15 protein-coding genes are annotated in these 21,342 nt (G+C 73.9%); 9 read left to right on the top strand and 6 right to left on the bottom strand.

Going from position 1 to position 21,342, the window contains the following annotated elements; all coding sequences use genetic code 11:
- Nucleotides 1-112: 112 nt before the first annotated feature.
- Nucleotides 113-1,078, top strand: coding sequence for a helix-turn-helix domain-containing protein (locus tag AB0F89_RS30815; protein ID WP_367129163.1), 966 nt, complete (start codon nucleotides 113-115; stop codon nucleotides 1,076-1,078).
- 65 nt (nucleotides 1,079-1,143) lie between these two features.
- On the opposite strand, the gene AB0F89_RS30810 is transcribed toward AB0F89_RS30815, so the two are convergent.
- The 6 genes from AB0F89_RS30810 to AB0F89_RS30785 form a co-directional block, all read right to left on the bottom strand.
- Nucleotides 1,144-2,370 (bottom strand): M23 family metallopeptidase, encoded by a 1,227-nt coding sequence (locus AB0F89_RS30810; RefSeq protein WP_367129162.1) that lies wholly within the window; start codon nucleotides 2,368-2,370, stop codon nucleotides 1,144-1,146.
- Nucleotides 2,371-2,583: 213 nt separating this feature from the next.
- Entirely contained in the window at nucleotides 2,584-3,126 is a 543-nt protein-coding gene (locus tag AB0F89_RS30805) for a potassium-transporting ATPase subunit C (protein ID WP_367129161.1), read from the bottom strand.
- Nucleotides 3,123-5,186: a potassium-transporting ATPase subunit KdpB gene (gene kdpB / locus AB0F89_RS30800; protein WP_367129160.1), complete on the bottom strand. Its 2,064-nt coding sequence runs from the start codon at nucleotides 5,184-5,186 to the stop codon at nucleotides 3,123-3,125. Before kdpB ends, AB0F89_RS30805 begins: the two co-directional genes overlap by 4 nt.
- Nucleotides 5,183-6,805, bottom strand: a complete 1,623-nt coding sequence (gene kdpA / locus AB0F89_RS30795; protein WP_367129159.1) for a potassium-transporting ATPase subunit KdpA — start codon at nucleotides 6,803-6,805, stop codon at nucleotides 5,183-5,185. Before kdpA ends, kdpB begins: the two co-directional genes overlap by 4 nt.
- Entirely contained in the window at nucleotides 6,805-6,906 is a 102-nt protein-coding gene (kdpF, locus tag AB0F89_RS30790; RefSeq protein WP_367129158.1) for a K(+)-transporting ATPase subunit F, read from the bottom strand. The genes kdpA and kdpF overlap by 1 nt, the downstream gene beginning before the upstream one ends.
- Nucleotides 6,907-7,212: 306 nt before the next feature.
- Nucleotides 7,213-8,910, bottom strand: a complete 1,698-nt coding sequence (locus AB0F89_RS30785; RefSeq protein ID WP_367129157.1) for a S8 family serine peptidase — start codon at nucleotides 8,908-8,910, stop codon at nucleotides 7,213-7,215.
- Between the two features lie 448 nt (nucleotides 8,911-9,358).
- Between AB0F89_RS30785 and AB0F89_RS30780 the strand changes: the two genes are divergently transcribed.
- Genes AB0F89_RS30780 through AB0F89_RS30745 form a run of 8 tightly spaced genes read left to right on the top strand, consistent with a single transcriptional unit; the run spans nucleotide 9,359 to nucleotide 21,339 of the window.
- Nucleotides 9,359-12,904 (top strand): penicillin-binding transpeptidase domain-containing protein, encoded by a 3,546-nt coding sequence (locus AB0F89_RS30780; RefSeq protein WP_367129156.1) that lies wholly within the window; start codon nucleotides 9,359-9,361, stop codon nucleotides 12,902-12,904.
- Entirely contained in the window at nucleotides 12,901-14,967 is a 2,067-nt protein-coding gene (locus AB0F89_RS30775; RefSeq protein WP_367129155.1) for a hypothetical protein, read from the top strand. Before AB0F89_RS30780 ends, AB0F89_RS30775 begins: the two co-directional genes overlap by 4 nt.
- On the top strand, nucleotides 14,967-15,248 hold the full coding sequence (locus AB0F89_RS30770; RefSeq protein WP_367129154.1) for a hypothetical protein: 282 nt from the start codon (nucleotides 14,967-14,969) through the stop codon (nucleotides 15,246-15,248). The genes AB0F89_RS30775 and AB0F89_RS30770 overlap by 1 nt, the downstream gene beginning before the upstream one ends.
- A 23-nt stretch (nucleotides 15,249-15,271) precedes the next feature.
- Nucleotides 15,272-17,008: a hypothetical protein gene (locus AB0F89_RS30765; protein ID WP_367129153.1), complete on the top strand. Its 1,737-nt coding sequence runs from the start codon at nucleotides 15,272-15,274 to the stop codon at nucleotides 17,006-17,008.
- The gene (locus AB0F89_RS30760) at nucleotides 17,005-19,005 is read left to right on the top strand and encodes a hypothetical protein (RefSeq protein WP_367129152.1); all 2,001 of its coding nucleotides are present in this window, start codon (nucleotides 17,005-17,007) and stop codon (nucleotides 19,003-19,005) included. Before AB0F89_RS30765 ends, AB0F89_RS30760 begins: the two co-directional genes overlap by 4 nt.
- On the top strand, nucleotides 19,002-20,168 hold the full coding sequence (locus AB0F89_RS30755) for a hypothetical protein (protein WP_367129151.1): 1,167 nt from the start codon (nucleotides 19,002-19,004) through the stop codon (nucleotides 20,166-20,168). The genes AB0F89_RS30760 and AB0F89_RS30755 overlap by 4 nt, the downstream gene beginning before the upstream one ends.
- A complete protein-coding gene (locus AB0F89_RS30750; RefSeq protein WP_367129150.1) occupies nucleotides 20,168-20,665 on the top strand; it encodes a hypothetical protein in 498 nt (165 codons plus the stop codon). Before AB0F89_RS30755 ends, AB0F89_RS30750 begins: the two co-directional genes overlap by 1 nt.
- Nucleotides 20,662-21,339 carry a hypothetical protein gene (locus AB0F89_RS30745; protein WP_367129149.1) on the top strand — a complete coding sequence of 226 codons (678 nt, stop codon included), beginning with the start codon at nucleotides 20,662-20,664 and terminating at the stop codon, nucleotides 21,337-21,339. The genes AB0F89_RS30750 and AB0F89_RS30745 overlap by 4 nt, the downstream gene beginning before the upstream one ends.
- Nucleotides 21,340-21,342 lie beyond the last annotated feature (3 nt).

Here is a 21,342-nt window from a genome sequence, read left to right as displayed (position 1 = left end):
TCCGTCCGCCGTTCTTCCGCCTGACGCCTGACGGCCGAAGCTAGTCCGCCTCCCACCTGCGGAAAAGGGCAGAACTGGCCGGTGGCCACACCTGGCCGCCTAGACTGCGCGGGTGGACGCCGTCGACCCAGGGTTCCTCGAACCGGTCGGGCTGGGACCGACCGAGGGCGCGGTCTACCTGCGGCTGCTGCGCCGACCGCGGGTCGACGCGGGCGCGCTCGCCGCGGCGCTCGACCTGCCCGCCGGGCGGGTCTCCCGGGCGCTGGCCACCCTGAGCGCGGCGGGCCTGGTCACCAAGCTCGCCGGCCGCCCGGCCCGCTACGTGTCCGCGCCGCCGCAGGTGGCCCTCGACGCCCTGGCGCTGCGCCGGACCCAGGATCTCGACCGGCTGCGCGCGGTGGCCCACGGGCTCGCGGCGGAGTACGAGGACGCGCCGCGCGGCGAACCCGGCGACCTGGTCGAGCTGATCGAGGGCGGGCCCGCCGTGCGCCACCACATCGCCCAGCTCCAGTCCACCGCGCGGGAGGAGGTGCTGCTCATCGACTGCCCGCCGTACCTGGGCGGCGCCCCGGAGCACAACGCCGCCGAGATGCAGGCGCTGCGGCGCGGGGTGGCCTACCGCACGCTCTACCACCTGCCCGTCCTGGACGACGCGAACCGCCTGGCCGAGATCACCGCCTACGTCGAGGCGGGCGAGGACGCCCGGGCCCTGCCGGACGTGCGGATGAAGATGATGATCGCGGACCGGCGCACGGCGTTGATCCCGCTCAGCTTCGAGGCGTCGGAGACCGGCGTGCGCATCCTCGTGCACCGCTCCCCGCTGCTGGACGCGCTGGTCGCCTGCTTCGACCTGCTGTGGGAACGGGCGACCCCGATCGGCACGGCGCTGCGCGGCGCCCACCGGGACCGGGAGCTGCTGACGCTGCTCGCCGTGGGCATGAAGGACGCCGCGATCATGCGCTCGCTCGGCCTGACCCAGCGGACGATGACCCGGCGGATGGCCGCGCTGCTGGACGAACTCGGCGCCACGACGCGCTTCCAGGCCGGTGTCCAGGCGTCCCGGCGCGGCCTGGTCTGACCCCCGTCCGCGACGGCCGAGGCGCCCGGCTCGACCAGCCGGGCGCCTCGACCGGGACCGACCGGTCAGCAGGTGGGCACGGTGGCGCTGGTGGTGACCAGTGCCGCGGCGACGTAGTCGGCGTCGGTGAGGCGGTACCACGCGGTGCTGCCGTTGACGGCGCTGCCGGTGGTCCGGCAGCTGATGGCCAGGGCGCGGCCGCTGGGCGCGGTGTACATGACCGAGCTGGTCGAGGTGTTGGTGTTGTAGCGGACGTTGGCGCCGTTGGAGACGTTCACCGTGCCGCTGTAGGGACCGGAGCCGCTGTAGCGGCCGTAGTTGTAGACGCTGCCGCCGTCCTGCGACTTCCGGTCGCCGTGCGTGGCGTAGCCGTCGTAGTTGGAACCGTTGGTGTGGAACGTCCAACCGCCGATGGTCTTGCCCACCACCGACTCGAACGCCAGGTTGTCGCGGTCGCCGGAGCGCAGGGTGAAGTGGACGTGGGCGCCGTTGGCGCTGCCGCCGCACGCGGTGTTGGTGCCCGCGGTGCCCAGGTAGTAGCCCAGGTCGACCGAGGTGCCGTCGGCCGGGAAGCCGCTGCGCTGGTTGAGGTGGTAGTAGCCGGTCGTGTAGCCGTTGGCGTGCACGACGAGGATCAGCGCCGTCGCGGAGGAGCCCGCGTCGACGCAGGCCCGGTAGACCCGGCCCGCGGCGGCGGTGCGGATCTCCGTGCCGGAGCCGCCGAAGTCCAGGGAGCTGTACAGCGAACCCTGTCCGTCGTTGGCGTGCGGGCCGCCGCCCCAGCCGACGCTGCTGGAGGCGTTGACCGGCAGCGCGAGGCCGGTCTCGGCGGACGGGGCGGCGGCGCCGGCCGTCGGGCGGGCGGCGGCGTGGTTGTCCGCGAAGAGGGTCTTCTCCTCGGCGCCGACGACCGAGGCGGGCGCCCGGCGGGCGAGCGCGACGAACCGCTCGCTGCCCAGGACGCCGACCTCCCACCGGCCGGCGACCCGGTGGGCGACGTACAGGCTGGCGTCCGGGGCGTGGTCGTCGGCGTCACCGGGGATGGTGGCCGCGCCGAAGGACCAGTCGGCCGTCGAGCGGCGGGGTTCGACGACCGCGTGGTGGTCCAGCTCGGTCGTGCCGCGCCGCTGGGCGACGACCGGGCCGCGTTCGGCGAGCAGCGTGTCGGTGACGCTCTCGACGAGCCCGTCGAGCGGGTCGGCGTGGCCGGTCGCGGGGCTGAGGACCGCGATGGCCGCCGCGGTGGCGACGGCGATCGCGGCGTGCCGAAGGCAGGGGGCGGGACGTGTCATGGATCGGTCTCCGGGGGTGTGCAGGGGAGGGCGGAGTTGCGAGGAGCCGAACCTAGCCGGCGCCCCCCGGTACCCGAAGGGTTTTGTTACCCGTCGACGCGGTTCTGTCGCTTCGACGGGAACCCCAGGTCAGAGGGCATCGGCGTCAACACTTTTCCGGTCCGGGGGACCGGTGGCCGTCGGTGTCCCGCAGCAACTCCGGCGCAGCGCCTCCTACCCGGCGTCCTCGATCGCGCGGTTGAGCGCGGTGACGTTGACACCCGGCTCGCCCAGGACACCGGCGGCGCGTCCGTCGGTGTGCTCGGCGACCAACCGCCGGACCCGGTCCTCCGGCAGCCCGTTCTCCCGGGCCACGCGGGGCACTTGGAGCTCGGCGTACGCGGCGCTGATGTGCGGGTCCAAGCCGGAGGCGGAGGCGGTCACGGCGTCCTGGGGCACTCGGTGCTCGGCCACGCCCTCGCGCCGGGCGACATCCGCCCGCCTCCCGGCGACCACGGCGTCGTAGTCGGCGTTGCGCTCCCCCTTGTTGGACGCGCCCGACGCGGGCAGGTCGGCGACCGAGGGCCGGGTGCGGAACCACTGGTCGCCCTCGCGCTGCACGCCCACCAGCGTCGTGCCCACGGCCTCGGCGTTGGCCCGCAGGCCGGGCAGCCGGGACACGCCCCACACCGCCGCCGGGTACAGCACGCCGGTGATGACCGTCAGGACGAGCAGGACGCGCAGTCCCGTGGTGGCTTGCTTGAGCACGGCGGTCACCCGATCCCGGGAACGAGGCGGACGAGCAGGTCGATCAGCCAGATCCCGGCGAACGGCGTCACGACGCCGCCGAGGCCGTAGACCAGCAGGTTGCGCCGCAGCAGCGCGGCGGCGCCGGAGGGCTTGCAGCGCACCCCGCGCAGGGCCAGCGGGATCAGCACGACGATGATCAGCGCGTTGAAGATCACCGCGGACAGGACCGCCGACTGCGGCGAGGCCAGGCGCATGACGTTCAGCCCGGCCAGCTGCGGGTGGACCGAGGCGAACATGGCGGGCAGGATCGCGAAGTACTTCGCCAGGTCGTTGGCGACGCTGAAGGTCGTCAAGGCGCCCCGCGTGATGAGCAGCTGCTTGCCGATCCGCACGACCTCGATCAGCTTGGTCGGGTCCGAGTCCAGGTCGACCATGTTCCCGGCCTCCTTCGCGGCCGAGGCGCCGGTGTTCATCGCCACGCCCACGTCGGCCTGCGCCAGCGCCGGGGCGTCGTTGGCGCCGTCGCCGGTCATCGCGACCAGCTTGCCGCCTTCCTGCTCCGCGCGGATCAGGGCCACCTTGTCCTCGGGCCTGGCCTCGGCGAAGTAGTCGTCCACCCCGGCCTCGGCCGCGATCGCCCCGGCGGTCAACGGGTTGTCGCCGGTGACCATGACCGTGCGGATGCCCATCGCGCGCAGCTCGGCGAACCGCTCCCGCACACCGGGCTTCACCACGTCCGACAGCCGGATCACGCCGAGCACGACACCGTTGTCCGCCACGACCAGGGGCGTGCCGCCCCGCACGCTGATCCCGTCGACCACCCGCCGGGTCTGCTCATCGAGGTCGAAACCGCTCGCGGCGCCCTTGCGGACGCGCCGACCGCCCAGGTCGACGCCGCTCATCCGGGTCTGCGCGCTGAACGGGAAGAACTCGCCGGCCCGCTCCGCGTCGGAGGGTTCGGCCGAGCGGCCGTTCCCGGTCACGCACAGCTCGATGATGCTGCGGCCCTCGGGCGTGTCGTCGGCCAGGCTCGACAGCCGGGCGGCGTCCACGAGGGCGTCCAGGCCGACGCCGTCGACCGGGATGAACTCCGTGGCCCGCCGGTTGCCCCACGTGATGGTGCCGGTCTTGTCCAGCAGCAGCGTGTCGACGTCCCCGGCGGCCTCGACCGCCTTGCCCGAGGTGGCCAGGACGTTGTGCCGCACCAGCCGGTCCACGCCCGCGATCCCGATCGCGCTGAGGAGCGCCCCGATCGTGGTCGGGATCAGGCACACCAACAGCGCGGTCAGCACGACCACCGACTGCTCGCCGCCGGAGTGCGCCGCGAACGGCTGCAACGCCACCACGGCCAGCAGGAAGATGATCGTCAAGGTGGACAGCAGGATCGTCAGCGCGACCTCGTTCGGCGTCTTCTGCCGCCGCGCGCCCTCCACCAGCGCGATCATCCGGTCGACGAAGGACGCGCCCGGCTCGGTCGTGATCCGCACGACGACCCGGTCGGACAGCACCGTCGTGCCGCCCGTGACGGCCGCCCGGTCGCCGCCGGACTCCCGGATGACCGGCGCGGACTCGCCGGTGACGGCCGACTCGTCCACGCTGGCGATGCCCTCGACCACGTCACCGTCGCCCGGGACGACCTCGCCCGCCTCGACCACGACGAGGTCGCCGACGGCGAGTTCCGTACCCGGGACGCGCTCCTCGTCGCCGTCCCCGGTCAGCCGGCGGGCGACGGCGTCCTGCTTGGTCCTGCGCAGCGAGTCGGCCTGCGCCCGGCCCCGGCCCTCGGCCACGGCCTCGGCCAGGTTGGCGAACAGCACGGTCGCCCACAGCCACACCGCCACCGCGACGGTGAACACGTCCGGGTCGGCGATCGCGAACGCGGTGACCAGCACCGACCCGACCCAGACCACGAACACGACCGGGTTGCGGACCTGGTGGCGCGGGTCCAGCTTGCGCAGCGCCTCCGGCAGGGACCTGATCAGCTGCCGGGGGGTGAACGCGCCGCCGCCGACCCGGTGGCCGGGGTCCCGCGCGGGGCGTTCGCGAATCCGCTCGGTAGTTCGCGGGTGTTCGGTCGTGGTGGTCACAGCAGGGCCTCCGCGATGGGACCGAGAGCGAGGGCGGGGACGAAGGTCAGCGCGGCGACCAGCACGACCGCGCCCGCCAGCAGGGTCGCGAACAGCGGGCCGGTCGTGGGCAGCGTGCCCGCGGTGACCGGCGCCGCCTTCTGCGCGGCCAGCGAGCCTGCCAGGCACAGCACCGCGATGATGGGGACGAACCGGCCCAGCGCCATGCACACGCCCAGGGACGCCTGGAACCAGTCGTCGGTCACCGTGAGCCCGGCGAAGGCGCTGCCGTTGTTGTTCGACGCCGAGGCGTAGGCGTAGAGGACTTCCGACAGGCCGTGCTCGCCGGGGTCGTCCAAGGCGTCCCGGGTGACGGGGAGGATCGCGGCGGTTCCCGCGCCGAGCAGCATCACCGCCGGCATGGCCAGGACCGACACCGCCGCCGCGGTCACCTCACGCCTGCCGAGCTTCTTGCCCAGGTACTCCGGCGTGCGGCCGACCATCAGCCCGGCCAGGAACATCGCGATCACCGCCATCACCAGGATGCTGTACAGGCCGCTGCCGACCCCGCCCGGCGTCATCTCCCCGAACAGCATGTTCAGCATCAGCCCACCACCGCCGAGCCCGGTGAAGCTGTCGTGCGCGGCGTTCACCGCACCGGTCGACGTCCCGGTGGTGGAGTTGGCGAACAGCGCCGAGGACGGGACGCCGAACCGGAGTTCCTTGCCCTCCAACGGTCGCAGCCCGTTCGCCTCGGCCGCCCAGACGACGGCCAGCACCGCGCCCCACAGCGCGCCCATCACGCCCAGCAGCACGTGACCCTGCCTGCGGTCGCCCACCAGCGTGCCGAACGTGCGCGTCAGCGACACCGGGATGACCAGGATCAGGAAGACCTCGACCAGGTTGGACCAGCCGTTGGGGTTCTCGAACGGGTGCGCGGAGTTGGCGTTGAGCACACCGCCACCGTTGGTGCCCAGCTCCTTGATGGCCTCCTGCGAGGCCACCGGGGCGGTCGCCACCGTCTGCCCATCGACGTCCACACCGGACTCCAGGCTCATCACCACGCCCGTGGCGACCAGGACGATCGCGAACACGAACGCCACCGGCAGCAGGACGCGGACCACCCCGCGCACCAGGTCGACCCAGAAGTTGCCGACGAGGTCGGTCCGCTGCCGCACGAACCCGCGCACCAGCGCCACCGCGACCGCCATGCCCACGGCCGCCGAGACGAAGTTCTGCGCGGTCAGCCCGACCGCCTGGACCGCGTGCCCCATCACCACCTCGGGGACGTAGGACTGCCAGTTCGTGTTCGTCACGAAGCTGACCGCGGTGTTGAAGGCCGTGCCCGGCGGCACGTTCCCGCGGCCGAAGTCGAACGGCAGCACCGATTGCACGCGTTGGAGCGCGTACAGCAGGACCACACCCGCGAAGGAGAACGCGATCACACCGCGCGCGTAGGCGCCCCACCGCTGCTCGGAGTCGGGGTCGACCCGGACGAGCCGGTAGACGGCCCGCTCGACCCGGAGGTGCCTGTCGCCGGTGTAGACCCGCGCCAGGTGGTCGCCGAAGGGCCGGTGCACCGCGGCCAGCGCGACGACCAGCACGCCGACCTGGAGCAGGCCGGCCACCGTGGTCGACATCAGAACTTCTCCGGCCTGATCAGAACGACGAACAGGTAGGCGATGAGCGCGAGGGCCAGGACGCCGCCGACGGCGTTGGCGACCACCCCGGTGCCGCTCACAACCGCTCCAGTCCGCGAACCCCGAGTGCCAGCAGCACGAACACACCGATCAGCAGCAACGCGTAGGCCAGGTCGGCCATGTGCGCGCTCCCTTCCCGACTCACGAACCCCGCAGGGTGATGACGTCGAGAAGGCTGCACCCCCGGGACGGGTGATCCGTGCTGCCTGATGCGTTCCTGACACCTCCGGTCGGGTCCTTTACACGACGTTGACTCCCGTGAGAGCTGCGTCTCACGCCGCACGCGTCGGTGACACCGCGAGCGGAGGGTGGGGCGCCCCCGCCGTCGAGGCCGCCCCACCGTCCGGTCAGAGGAAGTCGCCGCCGCGCGTCACGGCGCCGTAGGCGTCCACGATGCCGTGGCCGTAGAAGCCGTTGAACGTCGCGTCACCCGCGCAGGTGGCGGTGAACTCGGCCGGTCGGCCCACGTCCTCGTAGGAGACCGTGCGCGGTTCCGGGCAGGCCCTGGGGTTGGCGGTCCCGAGCAGCACCGCCTCGACCTTGTCGGGCGACATGGTCAGCGTGCCGGGGTGCGCCCGGTCCCGCTTGCCGAACTGGCTGACCACCAGCGCGGCCACGCCCGTGGCGTGCGGTGCGGCCATCGACGTGCCCTGCGCGTAGCGGTAGAAGCCGCAGGTGGTGGCGTCGCAGTACTTGGCGACACCGGCCGCCAGTCCGGTCGGCGTGATGGCGCCGTCCGCGTCGATGTCGCCCGCCGCCAACGCCACGTTGCGCGGGTAGGCCGAGCGGATCAGGTTCTCGTTCGTGCGGTACCAGTCCGTGCCGAGGCCGTCGCGGAAGTAGCCGCCGGGCGCGGACAGCAAGGTCTGCTCGGTGCCGTAGTTGGAGTAGTCGGCCTTGGCCGTCGACGGGCCGAGCGCGGAGACCGAGATGACGTGGTCGCCCTCGGTCGGCAGGTTGAGGCACGACGCGTTGTCGACGGGCCGGGGGTAGGTGCTGCCCGGCGGGTAGTTCGGGCTGGTCGTGTCGGTCCGGGGGTTGCCCAGGTCCTCGTGGTTGTTGCCGCCGGCGCCGATCAGCGTCACGCCCTTGCCGTGCGCGTAGTTCAGCGCGCGCTGGATCGCGGCGATCGTGGTCCGCTGGGCGATCTGCGCCTCGGGGCTGTCGGCGGGGCTCGCCGCGCAGTTCATGTACCAGGGGTCGACGAAGAACGACATGTTGATCACGTCGAGGCCGACGTCGGCGCCGTAGGTCAGCGCGTCCACCACGGACCGCAGGAAGAAGTAACCGGAGTCCTGGCCGGCGCGGATGTTGACCAGCGACACGTTCGGGGCGACGCCGGACACGCCGAAGCCGTTGGCGGCGGCGCCGATGGTGCCCGCGACGTGCGTGCCGTGGCCCTCGCCGTCGTGGTCGGCGGGGTCGACGCAACCGCGGAACTCGCACGGCCCGTCCAGTTCGCCGCCGTTGGAGTCGTTCGGGATGTCGGTGGTGAAGTTGCGGGACAGCTCGCGGTTGAAGTTCGGCGCGATGTCCGGGTGCGTGCCGTCGACCCCGGTGTCCAGGATGCCGACGAAGACGCGGCGGTCACCGGCCTGCCGCACGCGCGCGATGTCCGAGCGCACCAGGCGCAGGCCCCACAGGGCGTCGTCGAGCGGGTCGAGCCCGGCCGCCTGCGCCTGCGCCCGGGGCTGGGGTGCGGTCCGCGTGGCCGCGCCGACGTGCTCGTTCTCGACCTCGTGCCACTCACGGGCCCGCGCGCTGCGGGGGGCTTGGCCGATCGGTCGCACGGGCGCCGCGCCGAAGACCGCGTCGGCGGCGGTGACGCGCTGGACGAACCCCGTCGCCGGCGCCTGCACGGCCAACGTGCCGACCGCCGCGTTCTCGGCCGTGACCCGGCCGCCGGCGGCCCTGACGGCGGCGCGGGCGGCGTGGAGCGAGGCGCCCGCCTCCACGAGCACGGTGTAGTCGGTGTCGCGAGGCTGGGCCGACACGGGCTGCACGACGGCGACCACCAGCGCCGCCGCGCTCGTCACCGCGAGCACAGGTCGGGTTAATCGTCTGAGTCTCAACGCTTTCTCCTCCTGCAGAACGGGCTGCGTCGCGACACCCTGTCACAGCCCGCCTCGGATGGTCAGGAGTCATTCGTCGGAATCACCGGACGAGAGGGGTGAATGCGCAATTGGCGCGCTGCTCGAAAAACGTGCCATCGGTCGAACGCCACCACTCCGACGGCGAGCCTGATCCCCTCAGGCCCTGATCCCGGGCTTCGGCGCAGTCCGGGACCGGGGTCCGCGGTCCGCTCCTCCGGAACCCGCCCCATTTCCGAATGGGCCTCATATTCAGTCGGTGGCCGGGTCCACCCCGCTGCGGAAAACGATTCGATCACCGCGGTAACGCTGCTCCGGACTACGACGATCAGCGGACTAGTCGAATGCCGGATGGCGGCGCGAACGTCCGCGCCGGATCACCCACGAGGAGGAACGGGCGCGGATGGGGCAGGATGTCGTGGCGGTCTTGGCGCTGTTCCTCGGCGGACCGGCGGCGTGGGGCCGGTCGCTCGTGCTCTCGGGTCTGCTGCTGGCGGTGGTGAACTGCCTCCGGTTCCTGGTGAGCAGGCCCGCGGTGGCGCTGGCCGCCGACGGCGCCGCGCCCACCGTGCGCCACGAGGGGTGGCGCAAGGCGCTGCGCGGCCCGCACGCGGCGCTCGCCCTGCCGCCGCTGCTGGTGCTGGCCGGCGCGAGCTCCGGCACGTTCCTGACCGTGGCCTGGTACGTGCCGTGCTCCGCGCCGCTGTACGCGGTGGGCGTCGTGGCGGTGCGCCGGCTCCGGGCCGAGCACGGCCGGCGGGGTGAGGACATCGTCGCCGGTCCGGTGCTCGCGGTCCTGCTCGCCACCGCCACGCTGGTGCAGGTCGGCGTCATCATGGCCCTGCGCCTGGGCGTCTCGCCCGACCCGGGGGCGGGCTTCGCCCGGACCTTCGACCTCGACGCGCTGGCCGAGGTGGGGTTCTCCATCCTCGTGCCGCTCGGCGTCGCGTTCGCCCTGCTGTGGTTCGAGCGGCGCCGGGTCGAGCGGTGGGCGGCGAAGCGGCCCTTCACCCGGTTCACGCCCACGTGGCGCTACCTGACGGGCATCGGCGCCGTGTTCGTGCTGATCATCGCGCCGAAGTTCGACCCGCTCGGCGACGACGGCCTGACCTTCTTGAAGGTCGCCACCGCCGAGTACGCCAAGGTGCTGTGCGTCTGGGTGCTCGCGGTCGTCCTCGCCCGGTACGCCATCGGGTTCCAGGTCGCTCCGCCGCCCCTGCCCCGCTCACCGCAGGAGCTGTGGGAGAGCCGGACCCGGCTGCCGCGGTGGTTCCGCCGCAACAAGCACCTGGGCTACACCTTCCTGATCCTCGGCGTGGTGGGCGCGGCGGTGATCTGGAAGGGGGACATCGGCCCGATCATCCCGCTGCTGGCCGCTGCCGGGACCGTCGTGCTGCACCTGCTGCGCGGCCAGGTCGGCTCGGGCGTCGGTCGGTGGGACACGCTCAAGGCCGGCCGCACGCTGGTGGCGTCGCTGCTGGTGGTGGTGGCGGTGGCCCTGGTCGTGTTCCGGGTGGTCGACCACGTGCAGACCCGCCAGGAAGCCTGGGCCGAACCGTGGACGTTCAACTGGTCCGTCGCCTGCCAGGCGCCGCCCGCCGGGGTCGTCGTGCCCGAGGCGCCGAACGGCTACGAGGTCTGCCTCGACTCGCTGGACAACGACGCCGCGGCCAAGCGGTCCCAGATCGCGCAGTCCATGTCGGCCGTGGCGGACGGCGGCGTGTGGGGCCGCGGGCTCGCCGACACCGTGCTGGGTCCGCTGCCCGCCGGTGACACCGACTTCGTCCTCGCGGTGATCTGGAACAAGCTCGGCGGCCTGGCGGTCCTGCTGCTCGCGCTGCTGCTCGCGCTGCTCGCCGCCGCCCTCACCCGCGCCCACCGGCACCTGGACCGGTTCGCCGAGGACCGGGCCGAGGTCCCCGGCGGGCAGCGCGCCGGGCGGGCGGCGCGGTTGTTCGCGGTCGGCGTCGCGGGCGTGCTGCTCGGCCAGTTCGGGTTCGTGCTCGCCGCGACCACCAACCAGGTGCCGCACTCCGGCATCACCGCCCCGTTCCTGTCCCGGGGCGGGCACTCGACGCTCGCCCTGCTCGTCGCGGTGATGGCGGCGGTGTGGCTGCTCTACCGGGCCGACCGGCCGCTCAGCCCCCGACCGCCGACCGCACCGCGCACCGCCACCGTCCGCACGCCGGAGCTGCCCGGGCTGCCGCTGGCGAAGCTGCGCAGGGTCGTGCCGCTGGCGGTGGTCGTGGTGTTCGCCCTCGTCGGAGGGCTCGCGACGGTGGTCACCGCGCGTCCGTACGGCCACCACGCCCAGGACCGCCCGACCTGCACGGCGGAGTCCGCGCGGATCGACCCCGAGCGGTGCTCGACCGACCGGGTCGCCAACCGCCGCACGTCGGTCGAGCTGCACGTCGACGGCGTCCCCGCCTACTTCCGCGACCGGGCCGAGCAGCAGTGGGCGCCGATCGACCCCACTCCGCTCGCGCTGTCCGACTTCGCCGGCCTGATCCGCCTGCACGGCAGGGGCGGTGTGCTCAACAACGCGCTGGACCCCCTGATCGAGCGGAGTTCCGGCACGTCGCTGGGCGAACGCCTCCTGCCGACGCCGGGCGGACCGGAGCGGGGGGTGATCGACCTGACCCTGCGGCCCGCCCTCCAGCGGTCGCTGACCGGTGCGCTGCGCGCCGACGCCGCGGAGGCCGAGCCGCTGGCGGGCGGCATCGTCGTCCTGGACGCGCGCACCGGGCAGGTGCTCGCCGCCTCCAGCGCGCCCAGCCCGTTCGACTGGCCGGCCAAGGCCGAGCCCGACCTCGACCGGGCCGGCGCGACCGCCTTCGTCGATCGCAACGAGGACTACGGCCCGGTCGAGGACGGCCGGCTGGCCGCCTCCGAGACCGGTTGCGAGACGACGGAGTGGGACAACCGCTGCCGCCGCTGGTCGCTCCAGCGGCAGTCCGCCGGGTACGCGGAGGAGGAGCGCGCCGAGGAGCGCCGGTACGCGCCGGGCGCACCCGACAGCGCGCTGCCCTCCATCGACGAGAACCGCGCGCTCGGCCGCCGCTACGGCCTCGGCTCCACGTTCAAGGTCGTGGTCGCGGCGGCGTTCCTCGCCCAGCCGGGCAACACCGCGCAGACCACCATCCCGTCCCCGGCGACCTACCGGCCGCGCAACGGCGAGCCGATCGAGAACTACACCAAGGCGCGGTGCGAGGGCACCGGCGCGGACGGCCGCATCACCCTCCAGCAGGCGCTCACCGTGTCGTGCAACACCGCTTTCGTGCAGCTGGTCGACCGCGAGCTGGGGTGGGCGGCCGTGCGGGACATGGCCGTGCGCATGGGTTTCGCCGACCTCTCGGCGGGCGGCGCGGACACCGCGTGGCTCGCCGGCCTGGACACCGGCAAGGCGTCGTTCGTCCCGAACGAGGTCGACGTGCCGGGCTCGGACAGCCTGGGCAACAACGTGCTCGGCGGCGGTCGGGTCGAGGGCACCCCGCTCCAGCTCGCCACGATGATGACCGCCGTCGCCAACGGGGGAGTGGTGGTGCAGCCCAGCCTGGTGTCGGCCACCGCCGGGCCGTTCGGCCGCGACCGGACCGAGCACCGGGGCGTGGAGCGCCGGGTGCTCACCGCGGAGCAGGCCCGCGAGCTGAGCCAGGCGCTCAGCGGTGTGACGCAGGACGACAGCGGGACCGCGCACCAGCTCCGGGTGGACCGCGAGCGCTCCCTGCGCGTCAAGACGGGCACTCACGAGATCCGGCGGCAGGGGGAGTCGCCGGGGTCCGCCGGCTTCGCGACGCAGAACGCCTGGGTGGTCGGCGCGCTGGACACGGCCGCCGGGCCGGTGACGTTCGCCGTCACCGTCGAGACCGGGACGGAGGAGGCGGGCGCGCGGCGGGTGCGGCTGCTCGCCCAGCAGGTGATCGACAAGGTGGTGGAGGTCCGGGGATGACCGAACAGGACGAGGGACAGCTGGTCCGCGCGGTGCGCGGCCGGGTGCTGGCCGAGGTGCGGGACCGGCTCGCGGAGTCGGCGCCGCTGGCCGACGAGCAAGTGCCCGAAGTGCTGGTGCGGACCAGGGTCGGGCTGCCGGCCGAGGCGTGGTCGGACATCCGGGCCGCCGTGCGGGAGATCCGGGCCACCTTCGGCGACGGCGACGGCCGCATCCGGGTCGAGTTCGACGTGGTCGCCGACGCGGTCGAGCCGTGCGACGTCACCTGCGCGGTGCTGAAGCCGCAGGCGCCCGAGCCGGAGGAGGAACCCGTTTCGGGGGCGCCCGCCGAGGAGGCGTGGCTGCTCGTGCTCGGCGCGGACGGCCTGGAGTTCCACTTCCTGCTCGAACCCGGTCACGACCGCATCCCGCTGCTGCGCCCCGCCACCGGCTACGACGGCACGGGGCTGCTGCTGCCGCAGTCGCTGTCCGACGTGCCGCACGGCCACCTGGTCGACCTGTCGTTCGCGGCCGGCCGGGTGCGGGCGCACCGCGTGCCCGACCGCGCCGACTACGCCGTGGAGGTGGACGGGGTCGAGCTCGACGCGGGTGGCGTCGAGCTGGCCGAGTCCGGCGAGCTGCGGTTCGCCGCCCGCAACGGCTCCGCCGCGCGCACCCTGACCTACGAGCTGGCGGGCTGGAACGACGCCGTGCCGAGCCCCGGCACCGGCGCCGAGGTGCTGGACGGCGGGCAGTACCGCACCGAGTCCGCCGACCCGGGCAACCCGGGCGCGCTGTGGATCGAGCCGCCCGCACCGGGCACGAAGGCGACCACCCGCCGGTTCCCGCTGCCCACCGGCCGGTCCGACGTCCCGGCGCACGACGTGCACGTGCAGGTCCTCTACACCACGGCGCAGCACCCGGTGTCCGGGGAGCGCTCGCACATCAAGATCTACCGCTGCGCCACCCCGCAGCACGCGGGCTACCTGCGCCGGCACCTGGCGACGCAGGCGGACCTGGTGCGCCAGGCGAACGCGGTCGCGGGCAAGCCCGGTGAGAAGTCCTGGGCGGTCGCGCCGATCCACCTGGTCGCGGCGACGCCGCCGCCGGAGGTGCTGACCGCGCGGGCCGACTCGGCGGCGGTGCGCGGCAGCGCGGAGAACCGGCTGTCCGCCTGGTTCGGCGTGCCCGGCCGGCCGCAGCCGGACTGCTTCGTGATCGTGGCGAGCCCGCTGCTCCACCCGGTCGGCTGGGCCGGCCACGAGGAGCTGGGCACCGCGCCGAGCGGCGTGCCGCTGTCCGCGCTGTCCGCGCTCGCGGCGGGGGTGGACCAGCTGCACGCCCTCGGGGTCGCGCACTGCGACGTGAAGCCGCAGAACGTGTGCCACCACCTCGACGCGGACGGCCAGAACCGCTACGTGCTGGTCGACGGCGACGCGGTCACCCGGATCGGCGGACCGGTCGCCGCCCTGCGGTTCACGCCCGGGTACGCCTCGGCCGAGGTGATCCGCGCGGCGCAGCGGGTCCGCGCACCCGGCCACGGCGTGATCGACGTGCGCGAGCACGACCGGTTCGGCTTCGTGCTCGTCGTGCTGTCCGCGCTGATCGGCATCGACAAGGTCGACGCGCTGCTGCGCGGACCGGTCGGCAAGCGGCCGGTCGACTCGGCGCCCACCGTGCTGGACACGCTGAACGCGTGGCCTGCCGAGTGGTCGAACTTCAAGCAGGCCCTGGTCGCGCCGCTGCGGCCGAACGCGCTGCTCGACCCGGACTGGTCGGCCAAGGCGTGGTTGGACAAGCTCGTCGCGCTGCGCAACCCGGCCCCCGACGTGGACGGGGCTGGCGGCGGCGGCGACCGGGTCGCGAACGGCAGCTACGGCAACGAGGTCACCGCGATCCGCACCGCGCTGCGCGACGACCGCGCGCCGGCCTGGGCGGAGTGGCGGGAGGAGCTGGTGACGCGGATCCGGGCGCAGCAGCAGGTCGTCGCCCGCCGCGCGTACCGGTCGTGGCTGTGGGTCGGCCGGGTGGTGCTCGCGGCGTGCCTGATCACCTTCATCTCGGTAGTGGTGGGAGAGCTGTGATGCTCAAGGACTTCCTGGAGAGCGGCCCGGGGCACCTCCGGGCCCGGGTCGACGCCCTCCACCTGGGCGGCCGGGCCGACGAGGGCGTCGACCACGAGGTCGTGGACTGGGCGATGGGCGGGCTGCCCGACGAGTCCGCCCGCCAGGTGGAGGTCCGGGTGCACACCTGGCTGGAGGAGGCCGCCGGGATCGGCCGCGCCCTGGCGTGGCGGCGGGGTGCGCTGCTGCTGTCCGGCGGCTTCGCGCTGCTCGTGCTCTCCCTGATCATCGCGCTCCGCTGACCGCCGTGACGAACGGACACACCATGACGAAGAACCGCAGCAACCTCGGCCGGCTCCGCAAGTGCCCCGCGTGCTACGCCGACCTGGGCGTGCCGCCGTCCCGCGACGAGGAGGGCTACCCGCGCCCACCGAGCCTGTGGCTGGAGGTGCACGGCACCCAGCCCGGTGACATGCAGTGGCGGATCGGCCTCTACGGCGACCCGCAGAGCTGGGCGTCGTCGGACTTCCAGGAGCGGCGCATCCGCTGGTACTACCGGATCTGCGGCGACGGGCACGTCTTCCTGGACCGCATCCGGTCCACCGGCGCCCGCTACGACCCGGAGTGGACCGTCGAGTCGTTCGACGTGGCCGCCGCGATCGGCGGCACCGCCGCGGGGAAGAGCTACCTGGTGCTGCGCACGCTCAGCCAGCAGCTCACCACGACCAGCCTGGAGTCGGTCGACTGGCGCCCCGACCTCACCGCGATCAACCCCCAGACCTCGGACATGCTGGAGGAGCACCCGCTCAACGTCCTCGTCGGGCACTACGCCCGCACCGAGGAGGAAGGGCGGCCGATGAACGCGACCCAGCTCGGCGAGATGATGCCGGTGGCGTTCCTCAACGACACGGTGTCCGCCGACCTGGTCAACCGGATCGACGAGATCCACGAGGTGCACGCGGCGGGCAACGAGTGGGGCAAGCGGATCCGCCAGCCGATCGTGCGCCGCTACCAGATCGGCGGCCGCCGGGTGCTGACCGCGATCGCCGACCTCCCCGGCGAGCTGTTCGACCAGCGGACCGTGCTCGCCGACGACCGGCAGCGGCTGCTGCGCAACTACAGCACCTTGATGTGGGTGGTGGACCCGGTGATCACCAAGGGGTTCACCGGCCTGCTGCCCGATGACAAGGCCGAGCGGGTGATGCGCGGCAGCATGCGCCCGGCCAAGGACGTCAACACCGGCGCGGACCGGGTGCGCGGCGCGCGGAACCTGGTGCAGAACCGGGTGGCCGGGCAGCTCGCCGAGCTGTCCGGGTCGCTCGCCGTCGACCTCGGCGGCACGCAGCAGGTGCTGGTGTGCGTGACGAAGGCCGACCTGTTCCGGTTGGCGCTGGAAGCCGGCCGGACGCTGCGCGACCTCGGGCGCGGCCCGGACGCGGACGGCCCCGGCGACGTGGTGACCGGGGTCGCCCGCTACCTGCTGGAGGTCGCCCGCCGGTCCGACAGCGGCCGGACGGCGCTGGACCGGGCCGCGCACAACGTGGTCGTGCCGATCCTGCACAACCAGTACGACGTGCGGGTGCGCAACCAGGCCGCGCTCCAGGTCGCCGGGTCGCTGGTGACCCACTACGCCGACCCGCACGCGCTGTGGAACCTGGTGCACCTCGGCGGCCGGGACCTGATCAAGGTGGAGGCGGGGGACCCGTCCGCGCTGCTCCCGCCCAGCGAGATCCCGCTCCCCTCGCTCGACCGGCACCTCACCGAGTCCCTCGTGGTGGGCCAGGCCCGGGTCCTGCGCGTGCGCGACCTGGTGATGTCCGCGCTGACCTGCGGCATCACCTACGGCCTCGGGTTCGGCCAGCAGATCGCCTCGATGCTCGGCCAGGACTGGCGCGAGCTGAGGTTCTTCCTGTGCTCACCGCTCGGCGAGGTGCCGGTGCCCAGCGGCGAGGGCGCGGAGTCGTTCCAGCCGCTGGGCAAGGGGCACTTCACCGACTTGACCGCGCGGTCGGGCGCGCTGTCCCAACTCCTGCTGAACCTGCTTGGGAGGCTGCGGCCATGACCGACTACGTCCTCGTCGAGTACGGCGACCTGACCGGCGGCGGTTTCGTGCCGAACGTCGGGGAGGGCCGCGCCGCGCCGCCCGCCGCGTACACGGCGCTCGCGACGAAGCTGCTGACGAACGTGCCGCAGCGGGACGAGCCCGCCGAAGACGGCCACCTGCTGCCGATGTGGAGCCTGCGGCACGTCGAGGTCGACTCGGCCCCGCACTGGTGCTTCGCGGTGCAGGGCCGGGGCGGCGCGTTCGGCCAGGCGGGCATGTGCCAGTTCCTGTTCGCGCCCGCTTGGCACGACCCCGCCGGGTTCTGGCACTGGGCGGTGTGCCGGATCGGCGCGGACGGCCTGCTGGGGCACCCGGACTCGGCCGAGCCGTCCCACCGGTGGCTGCGCCCGGTGGCGCGGTCCGCGCTGTCGGGCGCGTTGACCGCGTTGTTCGCCGACGCCCAGGCGGTGGTGGTGGACGGCGAGCCGGTGGACGTCGCGGCGACCCTGCACGCGGTGATCGCGCTGCTGCCGCTGGCCGAGGTCCGCCGGCACGTGTTCTCCACCTACCTGGTCCGACGGGCGGTGCGGGACACGAACCCGCCGGTCACCGGTCGCTGGCCGCAGCGGTTGCCCGGTGGCAACGCGGGTCTGGGCTCGTGGCTGGAACGCGCCGCGGAGCAGCGCGGCGAGCAGGCGGTGACGCACCCGAAGACCGCCGAGGTCGTGGCGTGGCTGACCGGCCTGGCGGCGCACGAGCAGGCACTGCCGCAGCGGTACCTGGAGGCGCCGACCCTGGCCGGGCTGGTGGAGCTGGTCGCCGCCCGGGAGCTGGACTTCGAGGAGTCGGACGTGCCGGCCCTGCTGGCCGCGGGCGACGCCCGGCTGACCACCGGGCACGGGCGCGGCGTGGTGAGCCGGTGGGCGGTTGACGCGCCCGCCGCGGCGATCGCCCGGCTGACCGGTGCGGACCCGCTGCCGCCGGAGCTGGCCGAGGTCCTGTTCGACAGCGTCCTCGACGTCCACGTCGGCGCGGCGCCGCACACCAACCCGGCGCTGTTCCCGCCGGCGGCGGACGACGTGCCGGGCTGGTCCGCGACGCTCGCGCGGCTGTTGCGGGCCCGGTTCGACAGCCGGGCCCGGATGGCGGAGTTCGTCCGCGATTACGTGATCGCCGACGGGCGTCCGCTGCACGGCGCCGAGCTGCACCAAGCGCACGAGTCGTGGCTCGCCGACCTGGGCGTGTCGCCGGCGGACCCGACGGTCGGCATCTACGGCGTGCCGACGGCGCGGATCGTGGCGGAGATCCGGAAGCACAAGGTGGTCGGTCCTGTCGCGAGCGCGTTCCTGGACGCCGCGCCGGACACCCTGCGCGAGGTCGTCGCCGTCCTGGACGGGCTCGGCAAGGTCACGCCCACCGTGGCGGTCGAGCTGATGCGGTTGTGCGCGGGGCAGGAGCGGGAGGTGCTGGAGCACGTGCTGCGCCTGGGCCAGGCGCAGGGCCCGGCGTGGGCGGAGAAGTGGCTGCTCGCCACGTACGAGCTGGTCCCGCCGTCGACGGGCGCCGCCGTGCTGGCGGCCGGCGTCGCGCACTTCGACCGGCTCGACCGGCGGCTGCCCGCGGGCCTGCTGGTGGCGGCGCTGCGCTCCGACCTGAGCCGGCTCACGCCGTCGGCGCAGCGGAAGGTGCTGCGGGACGCGGCGCTGCGGCTGGAGTCGGACGTCCACCGGGCCGCCGCGGACCGGGCTGCCCAACCGGTGCCCGCGGTGGCTCGTGAGCCGGAACCCGGGTCGCGGGAAGAGGGCGCCGACTCGCTGCCGAGCTGGCACGAGGAGGAGAAGCCCCCCGACGTGCCGGCCCGGCGCGGACGGCTGCCCGGACTGCCGTCCTGGCTCAGGTGGCCCGACGTCCGGTGGTTGTTGATCGTCCTCCTCGTGGTGGGCGGCGTCGCCATGCTGTACATGACCATCGACGGCCTGTTCGACCGGCCGTCGCCCCCCGGGAGGACACCGTGAGCGCGCCCGCGCAGACCGCCGCCGCCGAGTTCGAGAGCCGGGTCACCGCGGCGATCGACGAGCTGGATCGGGTGGCGGGCACGTCACCGGGACGCCGGCCCGCGCACCTCGCACAGCTAGACGTGGTGCTGCGGGCCGCCGTCCAGCAGGCCAGGCAGGCCGAGGCCGGCTCGTCCGCCGTCGACCGCGAGGCCGACCTGTGGCGGCTGCGGGAACCCGGCTACCTGCGCGGCATCGCCGAGCACCCGGTCGACCGGCCGAGCAGCACGCTGCCGCTGCTGCCGGTCGTGGTGACGTGGGCGTTCCTCGGCTACGCGGAGTGGTCCTACGTCACCGAGTTCGCCGCCTCGCCGTCCGCCGAGCCGTCGTCGTTCTTCGCGGACTGGCTGGCGCAACCGATGTGGCGCAGCCCGGTCGGCCTGTCGGTCATCATCGTGGTGACCGTGGTGGTGCTCATGGGCGTGTACCGCAAGCCCGCCAAGGCGCAGCGCCGGGCCGACAGGATCGACCGGATCGTGCACCGGCTCGAAGTCGACCTGCTGCCGCCGTTGACCGTGCTGCGCGCCGGCCTCGCGCCGGTGCGGGTGGAGGAGCACACCCGGCAGGCGGCGGTCGAGCTGGGCGCCGCCGCGAAGCTGTTCACCTCGGCGACGGTGAGGCTGGCCGAGTCGACCACCGTGGTGGACCGCCTGGTGGGTGGCGTGGAACGGCTGGTGGCCGCGTTGCCGGAGCTGGGCGCGCAGGCGGAGAAGCTGGACGAGGTGCGGCGGGACCTGGACCGGACCTCGCGACTGATCGGCGCCCAGCTCGAACCGCTGGCGAGCGTGGTGTCGGACGTGTCCGGCGCGGCGGAGGCGGCGCGCGAGGCGGTCGTCCGCTCCGGGGTCGTGCTGGAGCGAGCGGACGCGCAACTGGCGGACGCCCGGTCGGTCGCCGAGCGGCACGAGCGGCACCAGGAGGCGCTGACCGCCGCTCAGCAGCCGTTCACGGCGGTCGCCGACGTGGTCGCCGAGGCGGCGGGCGCGCTGGGCCGGACGTCCGCGCTGCTGCAGAAGACGACCGACGAGCTGCGGGCCACCGTGGGCGAGGTCAACTGGCTCGCCATGGTCTCCGACGGGCTGAGGCACGCCGACGAGCAGCACGACCGAGGGACGGCCGCCTGATGCGGCGCCGGAGCCGGCAGTCCGACGGCGGGACGCTGGGTCCCGCCGGGTGGCTGTTCGCGGAACTCGCGCTGCTGCTGGTGGTGGTCGTGATCGGCTCGGAGGTGCCGAAGGTCCGGCCGGTGTCGGACGTGGCGAGCTCGTCGGCCCCGCCGCCCACGAGCGAGCCACCCCGGCCGCAGGGCTTGCGCCTGACGCCGCAGACGTTCGTCATGCCGGTGGTGCCGGACGAAGCCGTGGTCGACGTGTTCCGCGAACGGCTGACCGCGGCGGTCGGCCCGGACGCCCAGGTGGGGCTGGTGCTGTTGTTCGGCCGCCCGCGCAACGGCCGGTTGGAGGACGGCGTGGTGGTGTCCGAGCACCTGAAGTCGATCATCGACCCGGTGGACATCCCCCAGCTGAGGTCGCGCGCGGACATGCGCGCCTACGCCGGCGGGCAGTCCGGCGAGGAGGGTCAGGTGCTGGTGGAGCTGTTCCTGATGACCGGCCCGTCGTGATCGGGTTCCTGCGCCGTCGCCGCGCGCTCACCGAGCCGGAAACCGTGACGCACACCGGTGTCGTCGTGGTCGACGGCACCGGGTACGGCGTCGGCGGGCCGCTGTGCGCGGCGCTGGCGGGGCACGCGGCGCCCGCGCTGGAGATCGACCCCTTCGAGATCGACGCGGGCGCCGACGTCGTGGTGCTGCTGCTGCCGCTGCCCGCGAAGCGGCTACCGCCGGCGAGCGTCACCGCACTGTCCAAACTGGACCGCATCAGCGGCGACCCGCGAGCGGCGCGGGAGTTCCGCAGTCGACTCGTCGTGGCGTGGTACCTGCGCCGGTCGGCGCGGTCCGCGCTGTCCGCGCCCACCGTGGGCGAGACGCGACAGCGGTGGAACAGCGCCGAACTGCTGCTGGCGACGTCGTGGCGACGGGAGCTGGTCCACCACGCCGGCGACGAGCGGGCGGCCGTGCGCTGCCGGAGCGACCGCGTGGAGCGGATGCTGGGCGCGCCCAGCCACCACAGCCTGGGCATCAACCGGGTACCGAACCTGTCCCGCACCCTGCGCGAGCTGGACCCGTGGCTGCTGCACGGCCTGTGCGCGGAGGTGGTCGAGCACGACAGCACGACCACCTCCCGGCGCTGGACGGGCGCCGCCGCCATCGCCGCCGCCATCCGGTACGCGCCCTGAGCC

Origin of the sequence: Saccharothrix sp. HUAS TT1 (assembly GCF_040744945.1) — a bacterium.
GTDB lineage: Bacteria > Actinomycetota > Actinomycetes > Mycobacteriales > Pseudonocardiaceae > Actinosynnema.
This window is presented reverse-complemented; position numbering and strand designations above follow the sequence as displayed.